The 24736-nt window shown below is 73.2% G+C and carries 19 protein-coding genes; 9 read left to right on the top strand and 10 right to left on the bottom strand.

Annotated features, from left to right (window positions below):
• Nucleotide 1: 1 nt before the first annotated feature.
• On the bottom strand, nt 2–802 hold the full coding sequence (locus ACK8HX_RS13335) for a class I SAM-dependent methyltransferase (protein ID WP_411941196.1): 801 nt from the start codon (nt 800–802) through the stop codon (nt 2–4).
• 169 nt (nt 803–971) lie between these two features.
• On the opposite strand from ACK8HX_RS13335, the gene rpsA reads away from it, so the two are divergent.
• Nucleotides 972–2465: a 30S ribosomal protein S1 gene (rpsA, locus tag ACK8HX_RS13330; RefSeq protein ID WP_411941195.1), complete on the top strand. Its 1494-nt coding sequence runs from the start codon at nt 972–974 to the stop codon at nt 2463–2465.
• 82 nt (nt 2466–2547) lie between these two features.
• On the opposite strand, the gene ACK8HX_RS13325 is transcribed toward rpsA, so the two are convergent.
• Complete coding sequence (locus tag ACK8HX_RS13325; RefSeq protein WP_411941194.1) at nt 2548–3735, bottom strand: acyltransferase family protein; 1188 nt, start codon at nt 3733–3735, stop codon at nt 2548–2550.
• Nucleotides 3732–4904, bottom strand: coding sequence for an acyltransferase family protein (locus tag ACK8HX_RS13320; RefSeq protein WP_411941193.1), 1173 nt, complete (start codon nt 4902–4904; stop codon nt 3732–3734). The genes ACK8HX_RS13325 and ACK8HX_RS13320 overlap by 4 nt, the downstream gene beginning before the upstream one ends.
• A gap of 77 nt (nt 4905–4981) precedes the next feature.
• On the opposite strand from ACK8HX_RS13320, the gene ACK8HX_RS13315 reads away from it, so the two are divergent.
• The 4 genes from ACK8HX_RS13315 to ACK8HX_RS13300 are packed head-to-tail and all read left to right on the top strand — an operon-like array spanning nt 4982 to nt 8829.
• Nucleotides 4982–5449 (top strand): PPOX class F420-dependent oxidoreductase, encoded by a 468-nt coding sequence (locus ACK8HX_RS13315; protein ID WP_411941192.1) that lies wholly within the window; start codon nt 4982–4984, stop codon nt 5447–5449.
• Nucleotides 5450–5454: 5 nt separating this feature from the next.
• Nucleotides 5455–6609 carry a serine hydrolase domain-containing protein gene (locus ACK8HX_RS13310; RefSeq protein WP_411941191.1) on the top strand — a complete coding sequence of 385 codons (1155 nt, stop codon included), beginning with the start codon at nt 5455–5457 and terminating at the stop codon, nt 6607–6609.
• Between the two features lie 10 nt (nt 6610–6619).
• Entirely contained in the window at nt 6620–7816 is a 1197-nt protein-coding gene (coaE, locus tag ACK8HX_RS13305; RefSeq protein ID WP_411941190.1) for a dephospho-CoA kinase, read from the top strand.
• Nucleotides 7817–7827: 11 nt separating this feature from the next.
• On the top strand, nt 7828–8829 hold the full coding sequence (locus ACK8HX_RS13300) for a magnesium transporter CorA family protein (RefSeq protein WP_411941189.1): 1002 nt from the start codon (nt 7828–7830) through the stop codon (nt 8827–8829).
• On the opposite strand, the gene ACK8HX_RS13295 is transcribed toward ACK8HX_RS13300, so the two are convergent.
• The 6 genes from ACK8HX_RS13295 to ACK8HX_RS13270 form a co-directional block, all read right to left on the bottom strand.
• Complete coding sequence (locus ACK8HX_RS13295; protein ID WP_411941188.1) at nt 8771–10306, bottom strand: pyridoxal phosphate-dependent decarboxylase family protein; 1536 nt, start codon at nt 10304–10306, stop codon at nt 8771–8773. The genes ACK8HX_RS13300 and ACK8HX_RS13295 overlap by 59 nt on opposite strands.
• 41 nt (nt 10307–10347) lie before the next feature.
• Nucleotides 10348–13413, bottom strand: a complete 3066-nt coding sequence (locus ACK8HX_RS13290; protein ID WP_411941187.1) for an alpha-mannosidase — start codon at nt 13411–13413, stop codon at nt 10348–10350.
• A 16-nt stretch (nt 13414–13429) separates the two neighbouring features.
• Nucleotides 13430–14350: a carbohydrate ABC transporter permease gene (locus tag ACK8HX_RS13285; protein WP_411941186.1), complete on the bottom strand. Its 921-nt coding sequence runs from the start codon at nt 14348–14350 to the stop codon at nt 13430–13432.
• On the bottom strand, nt 14350–15294 hold the full coding sequence (locus ACK8HX_RS13280) for a carbohydrate ABC transporter permease (RefSeq protein ID WP_411941185.1): 945 nt from the start codon (nt 15292–15294) through the stop codon (nt 14350–14352). The genes ACK8HX_RS13285 and ACK8HX_RS13280 overlap by 1 nt, the downstream gene beginning before the upstream one ends.
• 1 nt (nt 15295) lies before the next feature.
• Nucleotides 15296–16654: an extracellular solute-binding protein gene (locus ACK8HX_RS13275; protein ID WP_411941184.1), complete on the bottom strand. Its 1359-nt coding sequence runs from the start codon at nt 16652–16654 to the stop codon at nt 15296–15298.
• Between the two features lie 157 nt (nt 16655–16811).
• Complete coding sequence (locus tag ACK8HX_RS13270; RefSeq protein WP_411941183.1) at nt 16812–18095, bottom strand: ROK family transcriptional regulator; 1284 nt, start codon at nt 18093–18095, stop codon at nt 16812–16814.
• Nucleotides 18096–18206: 111 nt separating this feature from the next.
• Here ACK8HX_RS13270 and uvrB point away from each other — a divergent pair, with 111 nt between their 5' ends.
• Nucleotides 18207–20318, top strand: coding sequence for an excinuclease ABC subunit UvrB (gene uvrB / locus ACK8HX_RS13265; protein ID WP_411941182.1), 2112 nt, complete (start codon nt 18207–18209; stop codon nt 20316–20318).
• A gap of 82 nt (nt 20319–20400) precedes the next feature.
• Complete coding sequence (locus tag ACK8HX_RS13260; protein WP_411941258.1) at nt 20401–21441, top strand: TerC family protein; 1041 nt, start codon at nt 20401–20403, stop codon at nt 21439–21441.
• A gap of 24 nt (nt 21442–21465) precedes the next feature.
• Here ACK8HX_RS13260 and ACK8HX_RS13255 read toward each other — a convergent pair whose 3' ends face one another.
• Complete coding sequence (locus tag ACK8HX_RS13255; RefSeq protein ID WP_411941181.1) at nt 21466–22341, bottom strand: EamA family transporter; 876 nt, start codon at nt 22339–22341, stop codon at nt 21466–21468.
• Between the two features lie 157 nt (nt 22342–22498).
• Here ACK8HX_RS13255 and ACK8HX_RS13250 point away from each other — a divergent pair, with 157 nt between their 5' ends.
• Complete coding sequence (locus ACK8HX_RS13250) at nt 22499–23278, top strand: GNAT family N-acetyltransferase (RefSeq protein WP_411941180.1); 780 nt, start codon at nt 22499–22501, stop codon at nt 23276–23278.
• An 89-nt stretch (nt 23279–23367) separates the two neighbouring features.
• Nucleotides 23368–24567 carry an NAD(P)-binding domain-containing protein gene (locus ACK8HX_RS13245; protein WP_411941179.1) on the top strand — a complete coding sequence of 400 codons (1200 nt, stop codon included), beginning with the start codon at nt 23368–23370 and terminating at the stop codon, nt 24565–24567.
• Nucleotides 24568–24736: the final 169 nt, after the last annotated feature.

The following is a 24736-nucleotide window of genomic DNA, read 5'->3' as shown; positions in this document are numbered from 1 at the left end:
GTCAGGAGGGACGGTCGCAGACGAGGATCGCCGTGCCCGGCAGGACCCGCCCCCGCAGGGGCGACCAGCCGCCCCACGTGGCCTCGTTGCGTGCCGGCCACTCGGGCTCGACGAGGTCCACGAGGACGAGCCCCGCGGCGTGGACCTGGCGGACGAGGTCGCCGAGGGTGCGGTGGTGCTCGGCGTAGGTGACCACCCCCGCCTCGCTCTCGACGTAGGGCGTGCGGTCGAAGTAGGACGTCCTCGCGGTCAGCCCGTGCGGGCCCGGGTCGTCCGGGAAGGCCCAGCGCACGGGGTGCGACGTCGAGAACACGAACCGCCCGCCGGGGCGCAGGACGCGGGCCGCCTCGGCGAGGACGGCGCCGCTGTCGGCGACGAAGGGAACGACCCCGTAGGCGGTGAAGACCCGGTCGACGCTGGCGTCGGCAAGCGGGAGCACCGTGCCGTCGACCTGGAGGTAGGGGAGGGGCGCGTGGTCGGGGGCGGCGGCATCGAGCACGCGGGCCCGGCGCAGCATCCCCATCGACAGGTCGGTCGCGACGACGCGGACGTCGTGCGCCCGGGCGAGCCACCGCGAGCACTGGGCCGCGCCGGCGCCGATCTCGAGCACCGTCATCCCGTCGCGGACCTCGAGGAGGTCGAGCTCGTCCTCGGTCCACCCCTCGGGCCCCCAGACGAAGGAGGCGTCACCGAGGAAGCCGCCGTGCTCGGCGTAGTAGTCGTCGGCCTCGCCGTCCCACCACGAACGGTTGGCCGCGCGGGTCTCCCGGTCACCGACGGGACGGCGGGCGGCCTCGCTCACGGGCGGACCCGGGGGGCGCCAGGGCCCGCGGTCGCGGCGAGCCGGGCCGTTTTGCCCGGCGCGTGCGCGCACGGGTAGGCTGGGACAGCATTCGTGTGACCTCTGTGGCTCACGCGCGCGCCCGAACCAACCCATCGAAGCCATCTGTCCACATCGGAGTTCCTACTACATGACTGCCAGCACGGTCGACACGACCGCCCCTCAGGTTGCCATCAACGACATCGGCACCGAGGAAGACCTCCTCGCCGCGATCGACGCGACGATCAAGCACTTCAACGACGGCGACATCGTCGAGGGCCGCATCGTCAAGGTGGACCGCGACGAGGTCCTGCTCGACATCGGCTACAAGACCGAGGGCGTCATCCCCTCGCGCGAGCTGTCCATCAAGCACGACGTCGACCCGAACGAGGTCGTCTCCGTCGGCGACGAGGTCGAGGCCCTGGTCCTCCAGAAGGAGGACAAGGAGGGTCGCCTGATCCTGTCCAAGAAGCGCGCCCAGTACGAGCGCGCCTGGGGCACGATCGAGAAGATCAAGGAGGAGGACGGCGTCGTCACCGGCTCCGTCATCGAGGTCGTCAAGGGTGGCCTCATCCTCGACATCGGCCTGCGGGGCTTCCTCCCGGCCTCGCTCGTCGAGATGCGCCGCGTCCGCGACCTCCAGCCCTACGTCGGCAAGGAGATCGAGGCCAAGATCATCGAGCTCGACAAGAACCGCAACAACGTGGTCCTGTCGCGCCGTGCGTGGCTGGAGCAGACCCAGAGCGAGGTCCGCACGACCTTCCTCAAGGAGCTCGGCAAGGGCCAGGTCCGCTCCGGTGTCGTGTCCTCGATCGTCAACTTCGGTGCGTTCGTGGACCTCGGCGGCGTCGACGGTCTCGTCCACGTCTCCGAGCTGTCCTGGAAGCACATCGACCACCCGTCCGAGGTCGTCGAGGTCGGCGACGAGGTCACCGTCGAGGTCCTCGACGTCGACATGGACCGCGAGCGCGTCTCCCTGTCGCTGAAGGCGACCCAGGAGGACCCGTGGCAGCACTTCGCCCGGACCCACGCGATCGGTCAGGTCGTCCCGGGCAAGGTCACCAAGCTCGTCCCGTTCGGTGCGTTCGTCCGCGTCGACGACGGCATCGAGGGCCTGGTGCACATCTCCGAGCTGGCCGAGCGCCACGTCGAGCTGCCCGAGCAGGTCGTCACCGTCGGCACCGACATCTTCGTCAAGGTCATCGACATCGACCTCGAGCGTCGCCGCATCTCGCTCTCGCTCAAGCAGGCGAACGAGGACGGCGCCAACCAGGTCGAGTTCGACCCGACCCTGTACGGCATGGCCGCCGAGTACGACGAGAAGGGTGACTACAAGTACCCCGAGGGCTTCGACCCGGAGACCAACGAGTGGCTCGAGGGCTTCGAGTCGCAGCGGGAGACCTGGGAGAAGCAGTACGCCGAGGCCCACGCCCGCTGGGAGGCGCACCGCGCCCAGGTCGACGCGGCCGCCAAGGCCGACGCCGAGGCCGCCGGCGGCAGCAACGAGACCTCGTACTCCTCGGAGTCCGGCGCCGCCTCGTCCGACACCGGCAGCGCCCCGCGTCCGCCGGCCCCGGCGAGCGAGGGCACCCTCGCCTCCGACGAGGCGCTGGCCGCGCTGCGCGAGAAGCTCACCGGCAACTGAGCCACCGCGCCGTCACGGCGCACCGGTTCACCGCACCGAGGCCCGGCCCCCACGAGGGGGCCGGGCCTCGGTGCATCGGGGGTCAGGCGGTGGGGACGAGCGGGCGCTCGGACGGCAGGTGCACTCGACGCGGCCGGCGGGCGCTGTGGCCCGCGAGCCGCCCGACGAAGGCGGTGACCGGACGGCCCACGAGACGCTCGACGACGACGACGACGGCGGCGAGGACGACGAGCGCGACGACGCTGCGCGGGAACGGGTGCCACGTCGGCGTGTGGCGCGCGACGGCCTCGAAGACCGGGATGTGCCAGAGGAACACCGAGAGCGAGGCCCGCCCGACCACGGCGAACGGGCGCCAGCCCCAGAAGCGGTCGGCGTACGTGCCGTGCGAGCGCGGTGCGGCGTCGCCGAGGACGAGCAGCGCGGTGGCGAACCCGACCAGCGGGCCGACGACGGTGAAGTACGCCTCGAGGCCCCAGAAGGCCGTGCTCGCGATGCAGCCGAGGACCACGAGGGTCGCCGCGCCGAGCACCGCGGCACCCCGCCGCCGGACGGCCACGAGCCGCTCGACAAGGAGCGCCGCCGCGATGCCCCAGAGGATGGCGTCCATCCGGCTCACCGTCGTGAGCGTGGCGTGGAACCAGCCCTCCTGCTCGAACACGAGGGCCCGCCACACCGACGAGCCGACGAGGAGGACGAGCACGCCGCCCGTGAGCAGCCGCCGGGCGCGGGCGAGCAGGAGGAACGCGACGAGGAAGGCGCTGAGCACCTGGACGTCGATGCACAGGAAGTACAGCGCGCCGATGTCGGAGCGGGCCGAGAGGGCGTTGTCGCGCACGTAGGTGTTCCACGTGTAGGTGGCCGCGGCGACGAGCGAGCGCTCGGTGACCGCGGGCGGGGTGAGATCGGTGGGGTCGAGGCGCGCCATCGCGTACACCGCGGCCAGGAGGAGCCAGACCTGCACCGAGATCCGCAGGATGCGGCCGGTGAACCACGCGAGCGGGCCGACCGGGCCCGCGGCGTCGTGGCGGGCCATGAAGGTCCGGGTCACGAGGAAGCCGGTGAGGACGAAGAAGATGCTGACCGCGACGCTGCCGCTGGAGAACAGGGCCTCGAGCGAGCCGAGGGTCCCGCGACGGTCGGCGGGCCAGACCGTCCACGAGTGGGAGAGGACGACGAGGAGCATCGCGACGCCGCGGACGCCGTCGAGGACCGACGAGCGGCCCGAGCCCCGGGCCCTCTGCCGCGACACGACGACCTCGTCCCCGCTCACGACCGCGTCCCCGTCGTGGCCGGCTCCGGGGCGACGGGAGGCGCGGCGGCCTCCGGCGGGGGCTCTGGTCGCAGGTGGACGCGCAGCCACCTGCGGGCCGGCTCGTCGAGGTAGCGGTGCGCGACCCACACGACGCCGGCGAGGAGGGCGAACGTCGTGATGGCGCGCGGCGGCCAGGTCCACTCGGTCGTGTGGCGCTGGACGAGGAAGAACAGGGGGAGGTGCCAGATGAAGATCGCGAGGGAGGCCCGACCCAACCAGGTGAGCGCCGGCAGCGAGAGGATCCTCGTCACCACGGTCGGGCGGTCCACGAGGGCGATGCCGAGCACGGTGGTCGCGGCCGCGATGGTGAACAGCACGCCCCACCACCGCAGGTAGAGGAACTCCTGGCCGAGCTCGCCCAGGGTGCCCATGAGGACGAGGAGGGCGAGCGCGCCGACCGCGATGGTGCCCGCCCCGAGGCCGCGCCGTCGTCGCAGCGCCTCGGCGAGGATCGCGACGAGGGCGCCGACGAGGACGGCGTCGGCCCGGCACAGGGTCGAGACGGTCGCCTCGATCCACCCCGCCGTGTCCAGGACGTGGTGGCGCCACAGGACGCTTGCCACCGCGCCCTCGACGAGCACGCTCGCGAGCAGCCACCGGCGCCCGCCGAGGAGGACGACGAGGAGCGGGAGCACGAGGTACACCTGCTGCTGCACGGCGAGGTACCACATGTGCCCGAGATCGGACCGGGTGCTCAACAGGTCGGTGGCCGCGTGCAGGTTCGTCGTGTGCGTCACGAGGTTGATGCTCGACTCGACGGTCGCGCGCGTGCTGAACGGGTCGATCGGGTCGACGGCGTGGACGAGGAGGACGGCCCCGGCCAGCGGGACGACCTGGACGCCGAGGCGCACGAGCCGGCGCAGGTAGAAGCGCACGGGGTCGCTCGTGCCTCGGTCGAGCTCCCGCAGGAGGCCCCGCGTGACGATGTAGCCGCCGACGACGAAGAACACGCCGACCGCCCCACCGTGGAGGAAGCTGCGCAGCACGGGGACCTCGTCGAGGGCGGCCGTCGGCCAGACGAGGTTCCCGGCGTGGCCGAGGACGACGAGGACGATCGTCACGCCCCGCAGCCCGTCGAGGGCCGAGACCCTCGTGTCGGCGGCGGCAGGCGCGGGCGGGCTCGTCACGCAGGGGAGGCTACCCGCTGGTCACCAGCCGGAGCGTGCGGCTCCGCCGCGCGGTGCCCCGTGGCAGGGTGGCGGGCATGCCACGGACCATCGCGACCACCACCGCCGTCGAGCTCGAGGAGCTGCTCGAGTTCGTCCGCCCCCGCCACCACCTCGTCCTCCTCACGACGCGGGCCGACGGCAGGCCCCAGGCCTCGCCCGTCACGGGAGGTGTCGACGACGCCGGGCGGATCGTCGTCACGAGCTATCCCGAACGGGCCAAGACGGTCAACGCCCGGCGCGACCCCAGGGTCAGCGTCGTCGTCCTCTCCGACGACTTCGGCGGTCCGTGGGTCCAGGTCGACGGGGAGGCCGAGGTCGTCGACGCGGTCGACGACGTCGAGCCCTTCGTCGAGTACTTCCGGAACATCTCGGGCGAGCACCCCGACTGGGACGAGTACCGCGCGGCGATGGTGACGCAGGGCAAGTCGCTGCTGCGGATCACCCCCACCCGCTGGGGCCCGGTCGCGACGGGCGGCTTCCCGGCACGGCTGGCCGAGGGCTGAGCGGCGTGGGTCTCCTGCCGGCGCTGGTGCACCTCGACCGCCTCGTCGACGACGGAGACCTCCTCGGCTACTCGGTGGCCGTCGTCGGGCGCGACGGGGACCTCGAGGTCGCGACGCGGGGGGTGACCGCCCCGGACGGCGGGCGGGCGGTCGAGGCGTCCACCTCGTACCGGCTGGCCTCGCTGTCCAAGCCCGTCGCCGGGCTGCTCGCGTCGGTGCTCGTCGACGAGGGCGTGCTCGTGCCGGAGGACGAGGTCCGGCGCTGGGTGCCCGAGCTCGCCGCGGTGCGGGTGCTGCGCACTGCGGACGGCCCCCTCGACGACACCGTCGCGGCCACCCGTCCCGTGACGGTCCACGACCTCCTGACGATGACGAGCGGCCTCGGGACGCGGTTCGACGACACCCCCTTGGCGCGGGCGATGCGGGAGGCCGGGGTGCACCCCGGGCCCGTGGCGCCCGGCATCGACGACGCGACCTTCCTGGCCCGGCTCGCTGAGCTGCCGCTCGGCTTCCAGCCCGGGGAGGGCTGGGCGTACCACACGTCGACCGACGTGCTGTCGGTCGTGCTGGCGCGCGCCACCGGGGTGCCCCTCGACCGCCTCGTCGCCGACCGCCTCACCGGACCGCTCGGCGCGACCTCGCTCCGGTTCTCCGTCCCGCCGGCGGAGCAGCGCGCCGACGCCTGGTACGACGACGGCGACGGGTGGACGGCCATCGAGCCGGACGGGGCACAGGAACCGGGGATGCTCACCCTCTCCTGCGGGCTCTGGGGGACCGCCGCCGACACCGCCCGCGTCCTCGCGGAGCTCGTGGCCCCGTCCGTGCTCGGCGACGCGGCCGCTCGCCGCGTCCGGACCGCTGCCCTCGACGAGGTCCAGCTCACGGCGAGCCGGCGGGTCGTGCCGCACGGCTACTCGTTCGGCTGGCACGTCTCGGTCGGGACCGCCGACGACCCGCGGGGCCCCCGCGCGGGGTCGGCCGGGTGGAGCGGTGGCACCGGCACCCTGGGGATCGCGGAGCCCGCGGCCGAGCGCACGGTCGTCCTCCTGACCAACCGCGGTCTCGACGGACCGCTCGGCACCGGGGCGTTCGACGCGGCCCTCGCCGACCTCTGGGCCGACGTCCGGACAGAGGTCGGGTCCGGCGTGTCGCCGCACTAGGGTCGGGCGCATGCTGCGCGTGGGCCTCACCGGGGGAATCGGGTCGGGCAAGTCGACCGTCTCCGCGCAGCTGGCCTCCCTCGGCGCCGTCGTCGTCGACGCCGACGTCGTGGCGCGCGAGGTCGTCGAGCCGGGCACCCCGGGGCTCGCTGCGGTCGTCGAGCGCTTCGGAACCGGCGTCCTCACCGACGACGGCACCCTCGACCGACCGGCGCTGGGCCGCCTCGTGTTCGGCGACCCCGACGCGCTGCGCGACCTCGAGCGCATCACCCACCCGGCCATCTGGGCGCGCACCGAGCAGCTGGTCGCGGCGGCTCCCGCGGATGCGGTCGTCGTCCACGACATGCCCCTGCTCGTCGAGAAGCGCATGGGCGCCCAGTACCACCTGGTCGTCGTCGTCGGCGCCGGCGAGCAGACCCGCCTGAGCCGTCTCGTCGACGAGCGCGGGATGCCCGAGGACGACGCCCGGGCCCGCATCGTGGCCCAGGCCGACGACGACGCCCGCCGGGCGGCGGCCGACGTGTGGCTGGACAACGAGGGCACCGTCCCGGCGCTGCGCGCCGCCGTGCTGCGGCTGTGGCACGAGCGGCTCGAACCCTTCGAGGCCAACCTGCGCCACGGCATCCGGTCGCGCCTCGCGCACCCGACCCTCGCCCCGCCGGACCCGACGTGGCCCGCCCAGGCGAAGCGGCTCCTCGCGCGGCTGCGCCACGCGGTCGGCGACGTCGCCGTCACCTTCGACCACATCGGGTCCACGGCGGTGCCCAACCTCGTCGCGAAGGACGTCGTCGACCTCCAGCTCGGCGTCCGGTCGCTCGAGGACGCCGACGATCCGCACTTCGTCGACGCGATGGCGGCCGCGGGGTTCGTCCGCCTGCCTGGCGAGTGGCACGACAACGGCGGCGACGGCACGACGTGGCCGAAGCGGTTCCACGGCTCCTGCGACCCCGGTCGCGTGGCCCACGTCCACGTCCGCGAGGTCGGCTCCCCGGGCTGGGAGTGGGCGCTCGTCTTCCGCGACTGGCTGCGCGCCGACGCCGAGGAGCGCGACGCCTACGCCGCGATGAAGACCTCCCTCGCCGGCCGGGTCGCGACGACCGACCGCTACGCGGAGGCCAAGGAGCCCTGGTTCGAGGCGGCAGGCGCGCGGGCCCGCGCCTGGGCGGCGGCCTCCGGCTGGCAGCCCCCCGAGGTCACCGGGCAGTAGCGTTCGGTGTCATGACCGGGATGTCGGTGCGCGTCGTGGACGCGAGCACCGGAGCGGTGACGACGGGTGACGTCGACGCGGTACCCGACGTCCTCGCAGCAGGGTCCCGGTGGGTGTGGGTCGACGTCCCCGAGCCGGACGACTCGACCGCGACGATGCTGCGCGAGGTCTTCGGCGTCCACCCCAAGGCGGCCCAGGACGGCTTGTCGCGCAACCACATCGCCCGCCTGCACCACTACGGGGACGTCCTCTACCTCGCGCTGCACCGGCCCGAGCCGGGGGCGGGCGGGCACGTCCACTACCTCGAGCTCGACCTCTACCTCGGGCCCGGGTTCCTCGTCACCCTCCACGGTCCCCGCAACCCGGTCGTCCCGCTGGCCTCGATGGTCCGCGAGACCGAGGAGGTCGCCGCGCGGCTCGACGCCGGCCGGCTGCGGCCCGACGGACCCGTCGCGCTCGTCTACGCGCTCGTGTCGTCGCTGACCAACGTCCAGGAGCGGCTCGTCAACCAGTTCGCCCAGGAGGTCGGGACCCTCGAGCAGCGGGTCATGGCGCAGGCCGACGACGACCACCCGCAGGAGTTCCTCGACGAGCTCTTCACGACCCGCCACACGCTGCTCACCGTGCGGACCATGGCCACCCAGGGCGCCGAGGTCCTCGCGCGGGCCGTGACCCTCACCTCCCGGTCCGAGGGCGCCGACCCGCGGCTGCTGGAGGACCTGCGCGACCAGTACGACCGCCTCGCCCGGATCACCTCGAGCCAGCTGGAGTTCCTCGCAGGGGTGACCGACTTCTACCGGGCGCGCACCGACACCCGGATGCTCATCGCCGCGGAACGGCTGGCCGTCATCGCCGCCATCACCTTGCCGGTGGCCGCGATCTCGAGCGTCTTCGGCATGAACGTCATCGTCAACGACCGCACCCACTGGCCCTGGGTGCTGGCCATCGTCTCCGTCATGACCGGTCTGTCGCTGTACCTCCTGCGCTGGGCGCGGAAGCAGGGCTGGTGGTGAGCCCGGCGACGACGTCGCGCCCGTGCCGGACGAGCTCGGCGAGGAAGAGGTCGAGGTCGTCGTCGCGGGTGCGGTGGTTGCCGATGGCGACGCGCACGGCGACGACCCCGCGCAGCACCGTGTCGGTGACGATCGCGACGCCGCTCTCCTGCACCCGGATGACGACCTCGTGGTTGACCGCGTCGAGGGCGGCGTCGTCGAGCCCGGGTGCCGTGTAGCGCAGGCAGACGATGTCGCACCCGACCGGCGCGAGCCGCTCGACCTCGGGGTGGTCGTCGACGAGCCCGGCCAGCCGGTGGGCCTGGGCGGTGGTGCGGTCCATGACCGCCCCGAACGCGTCGGCGCCGTAGGCCGTGAACGCCATCCAGACCCGCAGGGCGCGGAACCCGCGCGAGAGGGCGAGGCCGTACTCGGAGAACCACACCTCGCCGGCCGCGATGCCGCGCTGGGCGTGGGCAAGGTAGTCGGGGACGACGGAGAACGCCTGCCGGTGGTCCGGCTCGTGGCGGACGAGGACGAGCCCGACGTCGATGGGGGCCTGCATCCACTTGTGGAGGTCGAGGGCGACGGAGTCGGCCCGCTCGATGCCGCGCACCGCGTCGCCCGAGCCGCTGAGCGCGAGGAACCCGCCGATGGCGCCGTCGACGTGGAACCAGAGGTGCTCCCGCTCGCACAGGTCGGCGACGGCCTCGAGGTCGTCGACCGCCCCGGTGTTCACCGTGCCCGCGCTGGCGACCACCGCGAGCGGTTCGATGCCGGCGGCTCGGTCGGCGGCGATGGCCGCGGCGACGGCGTCGACGTCGAGGGTGAAGTCGGCGCGGACGGGGACGGTGCGCAGGGCCGAGGCCCCGAACCCGAGGAGCTCACAGCTCTTGCGGTGGCAGCTGTGCACCTCGCTCGAGGCGTAGACCGCGAAACGGCGGTCGCGGGGGAGGCCCACCTGGCGCAGGGAGGGGCCGATCCGGGCCGAACGGGCCACCGCGAGGCCGACCATGTTCGCCTCGGACGCCCCGCCGACGAGCAGTCCGCTGGCCGACGTGGGGTAGCCCGCCGCCTCGGCGCACCAGCGCACGACCTGCTGCTCGACGAGGACGGGCGCGTGGTCGGCCCCGCCGAGGTTGGGGTTGAGGACGCTCGCGACGAGGTCGGCGAGGTTGCCGACGGGGTTGCCCGCCCCCATGTACCAGCCCCAGAACCGGGGGTGGTCGTTGCCCATCGAGTACGGGACGACCCGCTCGCTGACCGCGGCGTACGCCTCCGCCGCCCCTGCTGCGGCGCGGGGGAGTGGGGAGTCGAACGACGCCCGGACGTCGTCGGGCATGGGACGCCACACGGGCTGGTCCCGCCGCGTCGCCAGGTGGTCGACGAGGTCGTCGACGACCCGGTGCGCGAGCGAGCGGAAGGAGTCCCAGTCGTCCGGGTCGAGCCCGGTGCTGCCGTCGGGGGCGGGCAGTGCGCGCTCGTCGACCGGTGTCATGGCCGGATCCTCCCACCCGGCACCGACACCGGCCAGACGTCTCAGGCCCTCCGCAGGCGCAGGGTGACGATCTGGAACGGCCGCAGGACGAGGTCGCCGTCCGCGCCGGTCAGCGCGCCGGCCTCCTCGAGCGGACGCTCGAGGAGGTCGGTCTCCTCGATGCCGGAGCACGCGAAGCCGGGGACGACGCGGCCCGCGGCCCGGCCGCCGTGCGCCTCGTACAGGCGGACGACGACGTCCCCGCTGCGGTCCTCGGCGAGCTTGACCGCCTCGACGACGATGCCGTCGTCGCCCTCGACGGTGAGGACCGGCGCGGGAGCGGAGCCGCCCCGGACCTCACGGACCGGGAGGTTGGCCCGGTAGCCCTCGACGACGGCCTCGGGCACCTGCGCCCCGACGACGAGGCCGGCCCTGAGGCGGTGACCGCCCTGGTCGGCCTCGGGGTCGGGGTACAGCGGGGCTCGGAGCAGGGAGAGCCGCACCGTCGTCGTGGTCCCCGGCGCGGCCCGGCCGTCGGAGCGGGCCGAGCGGCCGACGTCGTGCCCGTACGTCGAGTCGTTGACGACGGCGGCGCCGTAGCCGGCCTCGCCGACGTGCACCCAGCGGTGCGCGCACGTCTCGAAGCGGGCGGCGTCCCACGAGGTGTTCGCGTGCGTGGGGCGCACGACGTGGCCGAACTGGATCTCGGACGCGGCCCGGTCGGCGTGGACGTCGAGGGGGAAGGCGAGCTTGAGCAGCTTCTGGCGCTCGCGCCAGTCGACGTCGAGCTCGACCCCCACGACCGCGCTGTCGGCCTCCAGGGCGATGACCTGCTCGACACGGGAGGACCCGAACCGCCGGATCGCCCGCAGCGCCGCGCGGTGCGGACCCTTCTCGAGCAGCTCGACGGAGTCGGCGTCGGTGAGGTCGGTCGTGTGCCGCCGGTAGTGCTCGTCGACGTCCCAGGCGTCCCACTGCGTCGGGGTGTCCCGGTGCAGCTGGAGCAGCGCACCGCGGGCCCCCGGGGCCAGGACCTCACGACCACCCGCCCTCAGGTCGAGGACCGAGGCGAGGAGGCCGTCGCGGTCGACCACCACGCGGACCAGGCCGTTGTCGAGGACCCACCCACCCGTGGCGGAGTCGGACGCGTCCTCCACCCGGACGGGGACGGTCGGCGACCCGCCCTCGGGCCGGACCGTCGCCCCGAGCGCGGGCACCTCGCCGTGCCGGTGCGGAGCGGCGTTGAAGGCGACCGTCGCCTCCCCGGGGCCGGCGAGGTCGCCGAGCGATGCGGCGATGAGGCCCTCGAGGGTCTCGGCGACGCGCGCGTAGTTCGCCTCGGCCTCCCGGTGCACCCACGCGATCGAGGACCCCGGGAGGATGTCGTGGAACTGCTGGAGCAGCACGGTGTGCCACGCGCCCTCGAGCTCGTCGTACGGGTACGCGGCCCCGGTGTGCACGGCAGCGGTCGTCGCCCACAGCTCGGCCTCGCGGAGCAGGTGCTCGCTGCGCCGGTTGCCGCGCTTGGTGCGAGCCTGGGAGGTGTAGGTCCCCCGGTGGAACTCGAGGTACATCTCCCCGGTCCAGACCGGGGCGCCGGGGTACTCCTCCTCGGCCCGGCGGAAGAAGTCGTGCGGGTCGCCGAGCTCGACGCGCGGCGACCCCTCGAGGTCTGCCGTCCGGTGGGCCGCGGCGAGCATCTCGCGGGTGGGGCCACCGCCGCCGTCGCCGTAGCCGAAGGGGAGCAGGGAGAGGGAGGCCCTCCCCTTCTCCGCGAAGTTCCGCTCCGCGCGGGCGAGGTCGGTGGCCGAGACGTCGGAGTTGTACGTGTCCGCCGGCGGGAAGTGGGTGAAGACGCGCGAGCCGTCGATGCCCTCCCACCAGAAGGTGTGGTGCGGCATCCGGTTCGTCTCGTTCCACGACGGCTTCTGGGTGAGGAACCACCGCGAGCCGGCGGCGAGGGCGATCTGGGGCATCGCGGCGGTGTAGCCGAAGGAGTCGGGCAGCCAGACGTCCTCCGGCTCGACGCCGAGCTCCTCGAGGAAGAAGCGCTTGCCCGCGACGAGCTGCCGGGCGAGGGCCTCGCCGCCGGGCATGTTCGTGTCCGACTCCACCCACATGCCACCGACCGGGACGAAGCGCCCCTCGCGCACGCGCTCCCTGATCCGCTCGAACAGCTCGGGCTGGGCGTCGCGGACCCAGGCGTACTGCTGCGCCGAGGAGCACGCGAAGACGAGGTCGTCGTCCTCGTCCATGAGGGCGAGGACGTTGGCGAAGGTGCGGGCGCACTTGCGCGCCGTCTCGCGCGTGGGCCACAGCCACGCCGAGTCGATGTGGGCGTGCCCGACGGCGAGGACCCGGTGGGCGCTGGCGTCGGCGGGAGCACCGAGGGCGGGGGCCAGGGCGGCCCGTCCGTCGGCGGCCGTGCCGCTCACGTCGTCGGGGTCGACCGCGTCGACGGCGTCCTCGAGCGCGCGGAGGACGGCGGCGCGCCGGCTGCCCTCCCGGGGCAGCTCGTCGACGAGCCCGCGCAGGGCCACCACGTCCTGGAGCAGCTCCCAGACGGCGATGTCGAGCTCGACGACGTCGACCCGGCCGAGCCGGTAGAGGGGGGCGTCCCCCGCGGTGCGCAGGTCGCCGAACGGCGTGGGCTCGAAGGTGAACGACCCTCCTCCGGCGACGTCGGGGTTCGACGACGCCTCGAGGAGGACGTCGACCGCCCCGTCCTCGGACACGTCCGGGACCGCGAGGTACCGGTTGCGGGGGTGGAGCCCCTTGACCACGGTTCCGTCGGGTCGGTACGCGGTCGCCTCGGCCTGGAAGCCGGGGTGCGCCTCGCTGTAGCCGATGTCCGCGACGACCTCGAGCCGGGTCCCGTCCCCGCCCCACCCCTGGGGCACGGTGCCGGTGGCGCGGAACCAGGTCGTGCCCCACGGCCGGCCCCACGCGGTGCCGGGGGAGACCGGCTCGAAGTGCTCCGAGACGGCCTCGGCGAACGGCACCGGCTCGCCCGGCACCACCCACTGCCGCACCTCGAGGGGGTGCCGGCGTCGGTGGGTGTGGGGGAGGAGGCGCTCCCGGACGAACCGGTCGACACGCATCGTCACGAGGTGGCTGTTGTCGTGCACGGGTGGTGATCCCTTCTCAACCCTTGACGGAACCGGCGAGGGCGAAGGACCCTCCGGCGAGGCGCTGGACGACGAGGTACAGGGCGAGCACGGGCAGCGAGTAGAGGACGGAGAACGCGGCGAGCTGCCCGTACGCCACGGCACCGTTCGTCCCGAAGAACGTGTAGATCGACACGGCCGCAGGCTGTTTGGCCGGGTCGAGGAGGAGGACGAACGGGACGAAGAAGTTCCCCCACGCCTGGGTGAAGACGAAGATGAACACGACGGCGAGGCCGGGGCGCATCAGGGGGATGACGATGCGGCGCAGGGCCTGCATCGACCCCGCTCCGTCGACCCAGGCCGCCTCCTCGAGGGAGATCGGCACCGAGTCCATGAAGTTCTTCGTCATCCACACCGCCATCGGCAGCGAGGTCGCCGCGAGGAAGAACACCGTCCCGGGGATCGAGTCGAGCATCCCCAGCGCGACGAAGAGCGCGTAGACCGGGACCATGACGGCCGTGACCGGCAGGCAGCTGCCGAAGAGGATCGTGTGCATGAAGGCCCGGTTGAAGCGCATCCGGTACCGGGAGAGCGGGTACGCCGCGAGCGTGGCCACGAGCACCGTCACGAGCGCGGTCGCCCCGGAGACGACGAGCGAGTTGAGGAGGGGGCGCGCCGTGAGCTCGGGGGTGAGGACCGCCCGGTAGTTGTCCGCCGTCGGTTCGGAGGGGAGCCCCACCGACACGGTGGCGTCCGGGTCGACCGACGCGAGGAGGATCCACGCCAGCGGCACGACGAACGCGAGCGCCACGACGACGAGGGCCGCGGCGGAGGCGAGCCGCGCTCCGTGCCGCGAGGGCGAGGTGGCCCGCCGCGGGCGCGGTGCGCGCGGGCGACCCGCGGCAGGCGGCGCCGGTACCGCGTCGACGGCGGGAGCGGACGAGGTTCGCGCGGTCATCAGTCGACCTCCGGCTTGAGCACGCGGACGTAGACGACGGCGAAGATCGCGCCGACGAGGAGGGTCACCGTGGCGATCGCCGTCCCGTAGCCGACCTGCGCGAACTTGAACGCCTGCTGGTACGCGAGGACCGGGAGGGTCGAGCTCTTCGTCCCGGGACCACCGCCGGTCATGACCCAGATGAGGGTGAACACGCCGAGCGTCTGGAGCGTCGTCAGCATCATGTTCGTGGCGATCGAGCGGCGGACGAGCGGGAGGGTGATGCGCAGGAAGCGCTGGTGCCATCGGGCGCCGTCGATCTCGGCGGCCTCGGTGAGCTCGGGCGGGACCTCGGCGAGCGCCGCGCCGTAGACCATCATCGAGAAGGCCGTCCCGCGCCAGACGTTCGCGAGGACGACGGAGAGCATCGGGAAGGTCAGCAGCCAGGTCGGCCCCTCGAGGCCGAACCACGAGATCACCTCGTTGAGGGTGCCGTCGGTCGCGAAGAAGGCGTAGAGCGCGAACGCGGCGACGATCTCGGGCAGGACCCACGCCGTGACGACGAGGGCGGTGACCGCGGAGCCGAGCCGCCTCGGGCCGCTGCGCACGAGGACCGCCAGCGACATCCCGAGGACGTTCTGGCCGATGACGGCGGAGCCGACGACGAAGACGAGGGTGAGCCAGACCGACTGCCAGAACTGGCCGCTCGTGAAGAGCTTCTCGTAGTTCTCCAGCCCCACGAACTCGGGGGAGGCGGCGCGGTAGCCGGTCAGGGCGGCGTTCGTCAGCGACCCGTAGAGCGCGTAGCCGATCGGGCCGACGAGGAAGATCCCCATGAGCACGACCGCCGGTGTCAGCGGCATGAGGCGGAGCAGGCCGCGGCGGCCGGTGTCGCCCTTCCCGGGGCGCGCCGGCCCCGGCCCGCCGCTGGGGCGGGCCGGGGTGGCGGTGTCGACGGTGGCCACCTCAGCCGCCGGTGACCTTGTCCTCGCCCACGATCCCGACGAGCCCCTCGTCGTAGGTGCGGGCGGCCTCCTCCGGGCTGGCCGAGCCGGTGGCGACCGACTCCACGGCGACCTGGATGTTGCCCGAGATCTGCGAGTAGTCGGGAGTCGCCGGCCGGAACGTCGTCACCGGCACGAGCGAGGAGAAGAACTCGAACGAGGGGTTGAACGACAGGTACTTCTCGTCGGTCGCGACGTCCTTGCGGACCGCGATCTGGCTGTTCTCGGTGTCGTACTTCAGCGAGTTCTCCCGGTTCAGCGCGACGGCGATGAAGTCGAACGCCGCGTCCTTGTCCGAGGCCTGCGAGCCGACCGAGAGCAGCCAGCCGCCCGACATGGAGGTCGCGCCGGGCTCGGCGCCGGTCTGGGTCGGCATCGGCGCGAAGCCCATCGTCTCCTCCCACTCCGGCCACTGGTTCTCGCCGGAGATCCACTGGCCGGGCAGCCACGAGCCGTCGAGGGCGATGGCGAGCTGGCCCTTGGGCAGCAGCTCGGTCGCCACACGGGCCCCGGCGGCGGCGTCGAGGGCGACGTCGAGGGACGGGGCGAGCTTCTCGGTGAAGATCGTCTCGTAGAAGCCGAGGGAGTCGACGAAGCCCTTCGACCCGCGGACCCACTTCTTCGCGTCGGTGTCGTAGAGCGTCGACCCGGTTCCGTACAGAAGCATCTCGAAGCCCTGCATCGACGTGGCCTCGCCCTGGGCCTTCCCCGCGTAGACGTTGATGGGCGTGACGTCGGGGACCTTCTCCTTGACGGTCCGCGCGGCGGTGAGCACGTCGTCCCAGGTCTTCGGCTGCCAGTCGGCGGGGAGGCCCGCCTCGGCGAAGATCTTCTTGTTGTAGTAGAGCGCCCGGGTGTCGGTGCCCATCGAGACCCCGTAGGTCTTGCCGTCGTCGCCGAGGCCGGCCTGCTTCGCGGTGTCGTCGAACTGGCTCCAGTCCTCCCACCGGGCGAGCTGGTCGTCGATGGGCGCGAGGTAGCCCGCGGCGGCGTCGGACCGCACCTGGAAGCTGTCCTCGTAGATGACGTCGGGAGCGGTGGAGGGGGAGCGGTTCATCAGCGCGAGCTTGGTGAAGTACTGGTCCTGCTCGGCCTCGATGGCGACGAGCTCAACCTTCTTGCCGGCGTTGGCCGCCTCGTACTCCGTCTTGGCCTTCTTGAGGACGGCGTCGAGCTGGGTGAACTGCGCGGTGCGTTGGTAGGCCACGGTGATGGTGTCCGGGTCCCCGGCCCCCGAGGAGCCCGAGCCGCAACCGGCGAGGACCAGTCCGATCGAGACGACGGCGGCTCCGAGCGCCGCGGCGCGTCGTGTGCGCTGCATGTGATGCCCCTTCGCGTCCGGCGGGTCCACGTCGACCCGGCCTTAGTCATGGGTTTATACATCAAATGGAGTTATGGGGGCGCGCCGAGGACCCGACGGGTTCTGAGGACTGTCTCGTGGGCGGGACACCGTGCGGGGCCACGTCGCGGGCGCGCCCTCAGTGGAGGAGTCGCGCCGACCGTGGGGTGAACGCGTCGTCGAGGGCCAGGCTCGCGGCGCCGAGGGCGGCCACGTCCGGTCCGAGACCGGTGCCGCGCACCGTGATCGGGTGGATGGCGGCGCCGACGGCCCGGCCCCGGACCAGGCCCGGGACGACGCGCAGGAACGTCGGGGTCAGCCGCTCCCAGAGCGGGCCGCCGAAGACGACCTGGTCGGCGTCGAGGAGGTCGACCAGGTCGGCGACCGCCTTGGCCACGTGGGCCGCCCAGCCCTCCAGCAGCCCCGTCGCGCGGGTGTCGCCCGCGTCGGCGAGGTCGCACAGGGCGGCGAAGGCGTCGAGCACCGACTGGTCCGGGTGTCGGGGGTCGCCGGCGGGGGCGGCGGGTGCGACGGCGTGGTCGACGGCGGCGTCCTCGCGGACGATGCCGTCGCGCACGGCACGTCGGACGACCTGCCCCGGCGAGCAGATCTCCCCGAGGCACCCGCCGAGGCCGCACCAGCAGGCCGGCTCCGTGGCGCCGGTGCCCAGGTGGCCGACCTCGCCGGCGTTCCCGGAGACGCCCCGGTGGACCTCGCCCCCGACGACGAGCCCGGCCCCGACGCCGGTCCCGAGGTAGAGGAAGACCGCGGTCGAGGTGTGGCCGACCCCACCGGCCCAGACCTCCCCGACGGCCGCCGCGACGACGTCCTTGTCGAGGAGCACGGGCAGCCCGAGGGACCGGGCGAGCGACCCGCGCACCTCCACACGGTCCCAGCCCGGGAGGTTCGGCGGACGGACGAGGGCGCCCGCGGCGTGGTCGACCGGCCCGGGGGCCGCGACGCCCACACCGACGAGCCGGGCCCGGTCGACGCCCGAGTCCCTGACGAGGCGCTCGACGTCGGTGACGACGTCGCGGAGCACCTCCTCGGGCGTCGCACCGGGCCGCAGCGGACGGTCCGAGCGCCCCATGGGGGCGCCGGTGAGGTCGAGGAGGACGTGGCTGACCACGGCGGGGTCGAGGTGCACGCCGACGGCGAACCGGCCCCCGGGCCTGAGGGTGAGGGGGGTGCGGGGCTTGCCGGGGCCCTGGGCGCGGCGGTCGGTCTCGACGACGAGGTCGAGGTCGATCAGCCGCCGGCAGATGTTGGACACCGCCTGGGGCGACAGGCCGGTGAGCGTCGCCACCTCGGTGCGGCTCACGCCCTCCGGGTGGCGACGGATCGCGTCGAGGACGACGACCTGGTTGTAGTCGCCGACCCGGGGCAGGTTCGAGCCGCGCCGGGTGGACGGAGGAGCGGACACGGACGCCATCGTGGCACGGCGCGCGCCGGCCGGGTGGCCCGTCCCTGCCCGTCGTGTCTCGGACGCGGCCGCGCGCCGCGGCCTGTCGGTGGCGCGGCATACCGTAGTCCCATGCGCCCGACCACCGACCTCCAGCGCCGCGTGGCACCGTTCCAGGTCGTCTCCGATTTCCAGCCCGCCGGTGACCAGCCGACCGCGATCGCCGACCTCGCCCGGCGCGTCAACGCCGGCGAGACCGACACGGTGCTCCTCGGCGCCACCGGCACCGGCAAGTCGGCCACCACGGCCTGGCTCGTCGAGCAGGTGCAGCGCCCCACCCTCGTCATGGCGCCGAACAAGACGCTCGCGGCGCAGCTCGCCAACGAGTTCCGCGAGCTCCTGCCGCACAACGCCGTCGAGTACTTCGTCAGCTACTACGACTACTTCCAGCCCGAAGCGTACGTCCCGCAGACCGACACCTACATCGAGAAGGACTCCTCGATCAACGACGAGGTCGAGCGGCTCCGGCACAGCGCCACCAACAGCCTGCTGACCCGGCGCGACGTCATCGTCGTCGCCTCCGTGTCGTGCATCTACGGCCTCGGCACGCCGCAGGAGTACGTCGACCGGATGGTGCGGCTCAAGGTCGGCGACGAGGTCCCGCGCGACGACCTGCTCCGGCGGTTCGTCGGCATGCAGTACACCCGCAACGACCTCGCCTTCACCCGGGGCACCTTCCGCGTCCGCGGCGACACGGTCGAGATCATCCCGATGTACGAGGAGCTCGCGGTCCGCATCGAGTTCTTCGGCGACGAGGTCGAGGCGCTCTACACGCTCCACCCGGTCACCGGTGAGGTCGTCCGCGAGGAGAAGGAGATGTACGTCTTCCCGGCATCGCACTACGTCGCGGGGCCGCAGCGGATGGAGCGGGCGATCGCCGGCATCGAGGCCGAGCTCGAGGAGCAGCTCGCCCTGTTCGAGAAGCAGGGCAAGCTGCTCGAGGCGCAGCGCCTGCGGATGCGCACCACGTACGACATCGAGATGATGCGCCAGGTCGGCTCCTGCTCCGGCATCGAGAACTACTCGATGCACATCGACGGTCGCGCCCGCGGCACGGCGCCGAACTGCCTCCTCGACTACTTCCCGGAGGACTTCCTCCTCGTCATCGACGAGTCCCACGTCACGGTCCCGCAGATCGGTGCGATGTACGAGGGCGACATGTCGCGCAAGCGCACCCTCGTCGACCACGGCTTCCGTCTCCCGTCGGCCATGGACAACCGGCCGCTGCGCTGGGAGGAGTTCCTCGACCGCATCGGCCAGACCGTCTACCTCTCGGCGACGCCGGGGGCCTACGAGCTGCAGAAGGCGTCCGGCGTCGTCGAGCAGATCATCCGGCCCACCGGGCTGGTCGACCCCGAGATCATCCTCAAGCCGACCAAGGGCCAGATCGACGACCTGCTCCACGAGATCCGCACCCGCGCCGACAAGGACGAGCGCGTCCTCGTCACGACGCTGACGAAGAAGATGGCCGAGGACCTCACCGACTACCTCCTCGACAAGGGCGTGCGGGTCCGCTACCTCCACTCCGACATCGACACCCTGCGCCGCGTCGAGCTCCTCCGCGAGCTGCGACTCGGTGAGTTCGACGTCCTCGTCGGCATCAACCTGCTCCGCGAGGGTCTCGACCTGCCCGAGGTCTCGCTCGTCGCGATCCTCGACGCCGACAAGGAGGGCTTCCTGCGCTCGAGCCGCTCGCTGATCCAGACGATCGGTCGAGCGGCCCGCAACGTCTCCGGCCAGGTGCACATGTACGCCGACCAGGTGACCCCCTCGATGGCCGAGGCCGTCGAGGAGACCTCGCGCCGGCGCGAGAAGCAGCTCGCCTACAACCGGGCCAACGGCATCGACCCGCAGCCGCTGCGCAAGAAGATCGCCGACATCACCGACATGCTCCAGCGCGAGGACGCCGACACCGAGGCCCTCCTCGGCTCGGGCCGCGCCCGCTCGCGGGGCAAGAGCGACGGTGGGCGTGGTGGCCGGGGAGCGGCGGCGGCCGACATCGCCCTCGGGGCGCGGCGGTCCGAGCCGGTCGCCGCGGCCGACCTCGCCGGACTCATCCAGGAGCTGACGGCCCAGATGCACCAGGCCGCGGGTGACCTCCACTTCGAGCTCGCGGCCCGCCTGCGCGACGAGATCGGCGACCTGAAGAAGGAGCTGCGCCAGATGAGCGAGGCCACCCGGTGAGGCAGTGCCCCGCCCGGCCCACGGGGTGGACCGCGGGCTGACCGTTCCGGGGCGCAAGTAGGCTGGCGCGGTGATTCCGACCATGCTCCCTGCCGCGACGCCCTCGCTCGACCTGCCGCTCTGGGTGTGGTGGGTGACGATCGGCGTCGCCATCGCCGTCCTCGCCTTCGACGTCGTGTGGATCGCTCGCAACCCGCACCGCCCGTCGAACAAGGAGACCGGCCTCGCGCTCGGGGTCTACGTCGGCGCGGCCATCCTCTTCGGCCTGGGGATGTGGGCCTTCGCGGGCGGTCAGCTGGCCGGCGAGTACTTCGCGGGATGGCTCACCGAGTACTCGCTCTCGGTCGACAACCTCTTCATCTTCCTGCTGATCATGGCCAAGTTCGCCGTTCCCGAGAAGCTCCAGCAGTTCGCCCTCATGGTCGGCATCATCATCGCCATCGTGCTGCGCGGCCTGTTCATCTGGCTCGGCGCCGCGGCGATCAACAACTTCAGCTGGGTCTTCTACATCTTCGGCGCCTTCCTCATCTACACCGCCGTCAAGCTCGCCCGAGAGGGGGAGAGCGACGACGACGAGTACGAGGAGAACGCCTTCATGCGGGCCATGGAGGCGCGCTTCCCGGCGACGAAGGAGTTCGTCGGCACCAAGCTCTTCACGCGCGAGAACGGTAAGCGGCTCGCGACCCCGCTGTTCTTCGTCATCCTCGCGCTCGGCACCACCGACCTGCTCTTCGCCCTCGACTCGATCCCGGCGATCTACGGCCTCACCCGCGAGCCCTACATCGTCCTCGTCGCGAACCTGTTCGCCCTCATGGGCCTGCGGCAGCTGTACTTCCTCCTCGGCGGCCTGCTCCAGAAGCTCGTCTACCTGAGCCTGGGCCTGGCCGTCCTGCTCGCCTTCATCGGGGTCAAGCTGCTCCTCCACGCGCTCCACGAGAACGAGCTGCCGTTCATCAACGGCGGCGACAAGGTTCCGGTCCCCGACATCCCGATCGCGGTCTCGCTCGGCGCGATCGTCGTGATCCTCGGTGTCACGACCGTGGCCTCGCTCGTCAAGACCAAGCGCGACCCCGAGGCCGTCAAGCACATCCCCGGCCCGGGTGGCGACGGCCACGCGGGCTGAGGCCGCCGGGTCACCCGACGGGGGTCAGGTCGACGCGGCCTCGGCCGGGTCCTTGCGGGCCCCGAGGCCGAGCACGAGGGCCGACGCGCCCACGACGAGCGCCATGCCGGCGAGCTGGCTCCCGCCGAGCACCTGGCCGAGGACGACGAGCCCCGCGAGCGCGGCGCACGCGGGCTCGAGGCTGAGCAGGATGCCGAACACCTTGGCACTGAGCCGGCGCAGCGCCAGCAGCTCGAGCGAGTAGGGCAGCACCGAGGACAGCACGGCGATGCCGAGTCCCTTGAGCAGGGTCTCACCGGTCCACTGGGGCACGCTGCCGATGCCGAGCGGCAGGGTCACGAGGGTGGCGACGACCATGGCGAGGGCCAGTCCCTCGAGCTGCGGGAACTCGGCCCCGGTGCGCCCGGACAGGACGATGTAGGCCGCCCAGAAGACGCCCGCCGCGAGCGCCAGGGCGATGCCCGTCCACGGCAGGTCGGCGACGGGGACGTGGACGGCCTCCGAGATGAGGACGACACCACCGGCCGCCGCCAGGACGGCGACACCGTCGAGGACGCGGCGGGACAGCGCGGCCGCGAGCGCCAGCGGGCCGATGAACTCGATCGTCACCGCGACGCCGATCGGCAGGTGCGCGAGCGAGCCGTAGAAGGTGTAGTTCATCAGGCCGAGGGCGACGCCGAAGGCGAGGACCGTGAGCCACGCCCTGCGGGAGTGCCCGCGCCACCGGGGCCGGACGAACGCGAGGAGCAGCGCGGTCGCGAAGAGCAGGCGCATGACGACCGAGCCGCCGGCACCGATCTCGGGGACGAGGGTCGCCGCGAGCGCCCCGCCGAACTGGACCGACACGATCCCGGCGAGGACGAGCACGGGCGCGGGGACCCTGTCGGCGGCGTTCGTCACCGGGTCAGGCTAGCCAGCCGCACCGACGTCCCCGCGCCGGGTCCGCGGCCGGGCCGAACCAGGGGAGGTGGCCCGGTCGGGCCATGGCGGGCAGGGCCGGTCGCCGCTAGCGTCACACCGTCCGACCTGCGGCGACGACGGACGGAGGCGGAGCGCCGTGACCATCGACACCACGCAGGCGCGCACCGAGGCCGCCGTCGACGCCTACATGGGGTCGATGCGCGAGCTGTTCTCCGTCATCCCGCACGGGCGGTGGGAGGACGGCCGCGACCTCGTCCGGTACTCGACCGGGCTCCGGGCGCCACGGTTCAACGGGCTGTGCGTCCTCGGACCGTCGGCCGACGAGCAGCGGGCAGCGGCGTGGCTGGCCGACCTCGCCGACGCGGGGACCCCACGCTGCATCCTCGCGCGACCGACCGCGCCCGACTGGGTGGGGGACCTGGCGGCCCGGCACGGGCTCACCGACGTCGACCGGGAGCCCCTGATGCTCCACGAGGACCCCGCATCGGTCACGGTGCCGGCCACGCCCGTCATCGAGCCGATCGACCCCGACGACCCACAGGACGTGGCGACCGGACAGCTCGTCTTCGCTGACGGGTTCGGCGGACCGGTCGAGGTCCTGGGGCCGCTCATGGCGGCCGAGGTGCTGCGGATCCCGGGCAACACCGGGTGGATCGGCCGGGTCGACGCAGCGGCGGTCACCGTGGGGTTCGGCGCCGTCCGCGCCGGCCACGTCGGGGTCTTCAACATCGCGACGCCGGAGGCGCACCGTCGCCGCGGGTACGGCCGTGCCGTGACGGCGCAGACCGTGGCGGCCGGTGTCGCGGCGGGCGCGCACACCGCCTACCTCCAGGCGAGCGCCATGGGCTACCCCGTGTACGAGCGGATGGGGTTCCGCACCGCCGAGACCTGGCGGGGCCACTACCCCGGGGCGTGACCCGGTCGGGTGCCGCGGAGGGCTCGACCGGGCCATTGCGCGGACGCGCCCCGAGGACGACCGTCGTGGGTGGAGGCAGGAGACGCGCCATGGCGGGAACGGTGGTCGTCGGAGCGGGCCCGGCCGGGCTGGCCGTGAGCCGGGAGCTCGGTCAGGCCGGGATCGACCACGTCGTGCTCGAGCGGGAGAGGGTCGCCCACTCGTGGCGGACCCGGTGGGACTCCTTCACGCTCGTGACCCCCAACTGGACGATGCGCCTGCCGGGCAGCCCGTACGACGGACCGGACCCGGAGGGCCACGTCGGCCGTGACGCGCTCGTCGCCCACCTCGAGGCCTACGCCCAGCAGCACGCCGGGACGGTCCGCGAGGGCGTCGACGTCGTCGCGCTGGCCCGCGGCACCACGAGCCGGCTGCGGCTCGTGACGAGCGAGGGAGAGCTCGCCGCGGACACGGTGGTGGTCTGCACGGGGGCCTTCCCGCGCCCGCACCACCCCGACGTCCTCGCCGCCCTGACGCACGGTCCGCCCGTCCTCGACGTCACCGGCTACCGCCGTCCGGACGACCTCCCGGAGGGACGGGTCCTCGTCGTCGGGTCCGGTCAGTCGGGTGTCCAGCTCGCCGAGGAGCTGCACCTCGCCGGACGCGATGTCGTGCTGGCCTGCGGGCGGGCGCCGTGGGCACCGCGCCGGCTGGAGGGCGTCGACGTCGTCACGTGGCTCGAGCGGGCCGGCTTCTTCGACCAGCCACTCTCCGCCCTGCCCACGCCCGCAGCCCGGCTGTGGGGCAACGTGCAGGCCACCGGCGCCGGGGGCGGCCACGACCTGCACTACCGCGTCCTGCAGGACCTCGGCGTCGGCCTCACCGGTCACGTCGCCGGGGTGGCCGACGGCGTCGTGACCTTCGCGGACGACCTCGCCGACTCGGTGGCCTTCGGCGACGCCCGGCTCGCGGACATGGGCCGCCTCCTCCACGACCGGCTCGGGCCGGAGGCGCCCACGGTCCCGGTGCCCGCCCGGTTCGTCGCCGACCCGCCGCGCAGCCTGCGCCTGGCCGACCTCGCCGCCGTCCTCGTCACGAGCGGCTTCCGGCCGGACCACGCCCGCTGGGTGCGGTTCCCCGTCTTCGACGCCGCCGGCTTCCCCTTGACCCACGACGACCTGTCGACCGCGGTGCCCGGGCTGTTCTTCTGCGGCGTGCACTTCCTGCGCAACCGCCGCTCGTCCCTGCTGTGGGGCGTGGGCGACGACGCGCAGGCGGTCGTGCGCACCATCGTCCGGCTGCGCGGCTGAGGACGCCGCGGGTCACCAGCCCCGGGCGCGCCACTCCTCGAGGTGCGGGCGCTCGGCGCCGAGGGTCGAGTCGTCGCCGTGGCCGGGGTAGAACCACGTGGCGTCGTCGTGCGTGGCGAAGATCCGCTCGGTGACGTCGCGGTACAGCGCGTCGAAGTCCTGCTCGGGG

The organism is Oryzobacter faecalis, from assembly GCF_046764005.1.
GTDB lineage: Bacteria > Actinomycetota > Actinomycetes > Actinomycetales > Dermatophilaceae > Oryzobacter > Oryzobacter faecalis.
The sequence above is the reverse complement of the archived record's forward strand: the minus strand, read 5'-3'. Positions and strand labels throughout refer to the sequence as shown.

Coding starts and splice junctions, on each gene's coding strand:
- rpsA (WP_411941195.1), top strand. CDS start 972: ATGACTGCCAGCACGGTCGACACGACCGCCCCTCAGGTTGCCATCAAC.
- ACK8HX_RS13315 (WP_411941192.1), top strand. CDS start 4,982: ATGCCACGGACCATCGCGACCACCACCGCCGTCGAGCTCGAGGAGCTG.
- coaE (WP_411941190.1), top strand. CDS start 6,620: ATGCTGCGCGTGGGCCTCACCGGGGGAATCGGGTCGGGCAAGTCGACC.
- ACK8HX_RS13300 (WP_411941189.1), top strand. CDS start 7,828: ATGACCGGGATGTCGGTGCGCGTCGTGGACGCGAGCACCGGAGCGGTG.
- ACK8HX_RS13295 (WP_411941188.1), bottom strand. CDS start 10,306: ATGACACCGGTCGACGAGCGCGCACTGCCCGCCCCCGACGGCAGCACC.
- ACK8HX_RS13285 (WP_411941186.1), bottom strand. CDS start 14,350: ATGACCGCGCGAACCTCGTCCGCTCCCGCCGTCGACGCGGTACCGGCG.
- ACK8HX_RS13275 (WP_411941184.1), bottom strand. CDS start 16,654: ATGCAGCGCACACGACGCGCCGCGGCGCTCGGAGCCGCCGTCGTCTCG.
- uvrB (WP_411941182.1), top strand. CDS start 18,207: ATGCGCCCGACCACCGACCTCCAGCGCCGCGTGGCACCGTTCCAGGTC.
- ACK8HX_RS13260 (WP_411941258.1), top strand. CDS start 20,401: ATGCTCCCTGCCGCGACGCCCTCGCTCGACCTGCCGCTCTGGGTGTGG.
- ACK8HX_RS13245 (WP_411941179.1), top strand. CDS start 23,368: ATGGCGGGAACGGTGGTCGTCGGAGCGGGCCCGGCCGGGCTGGCCGTG.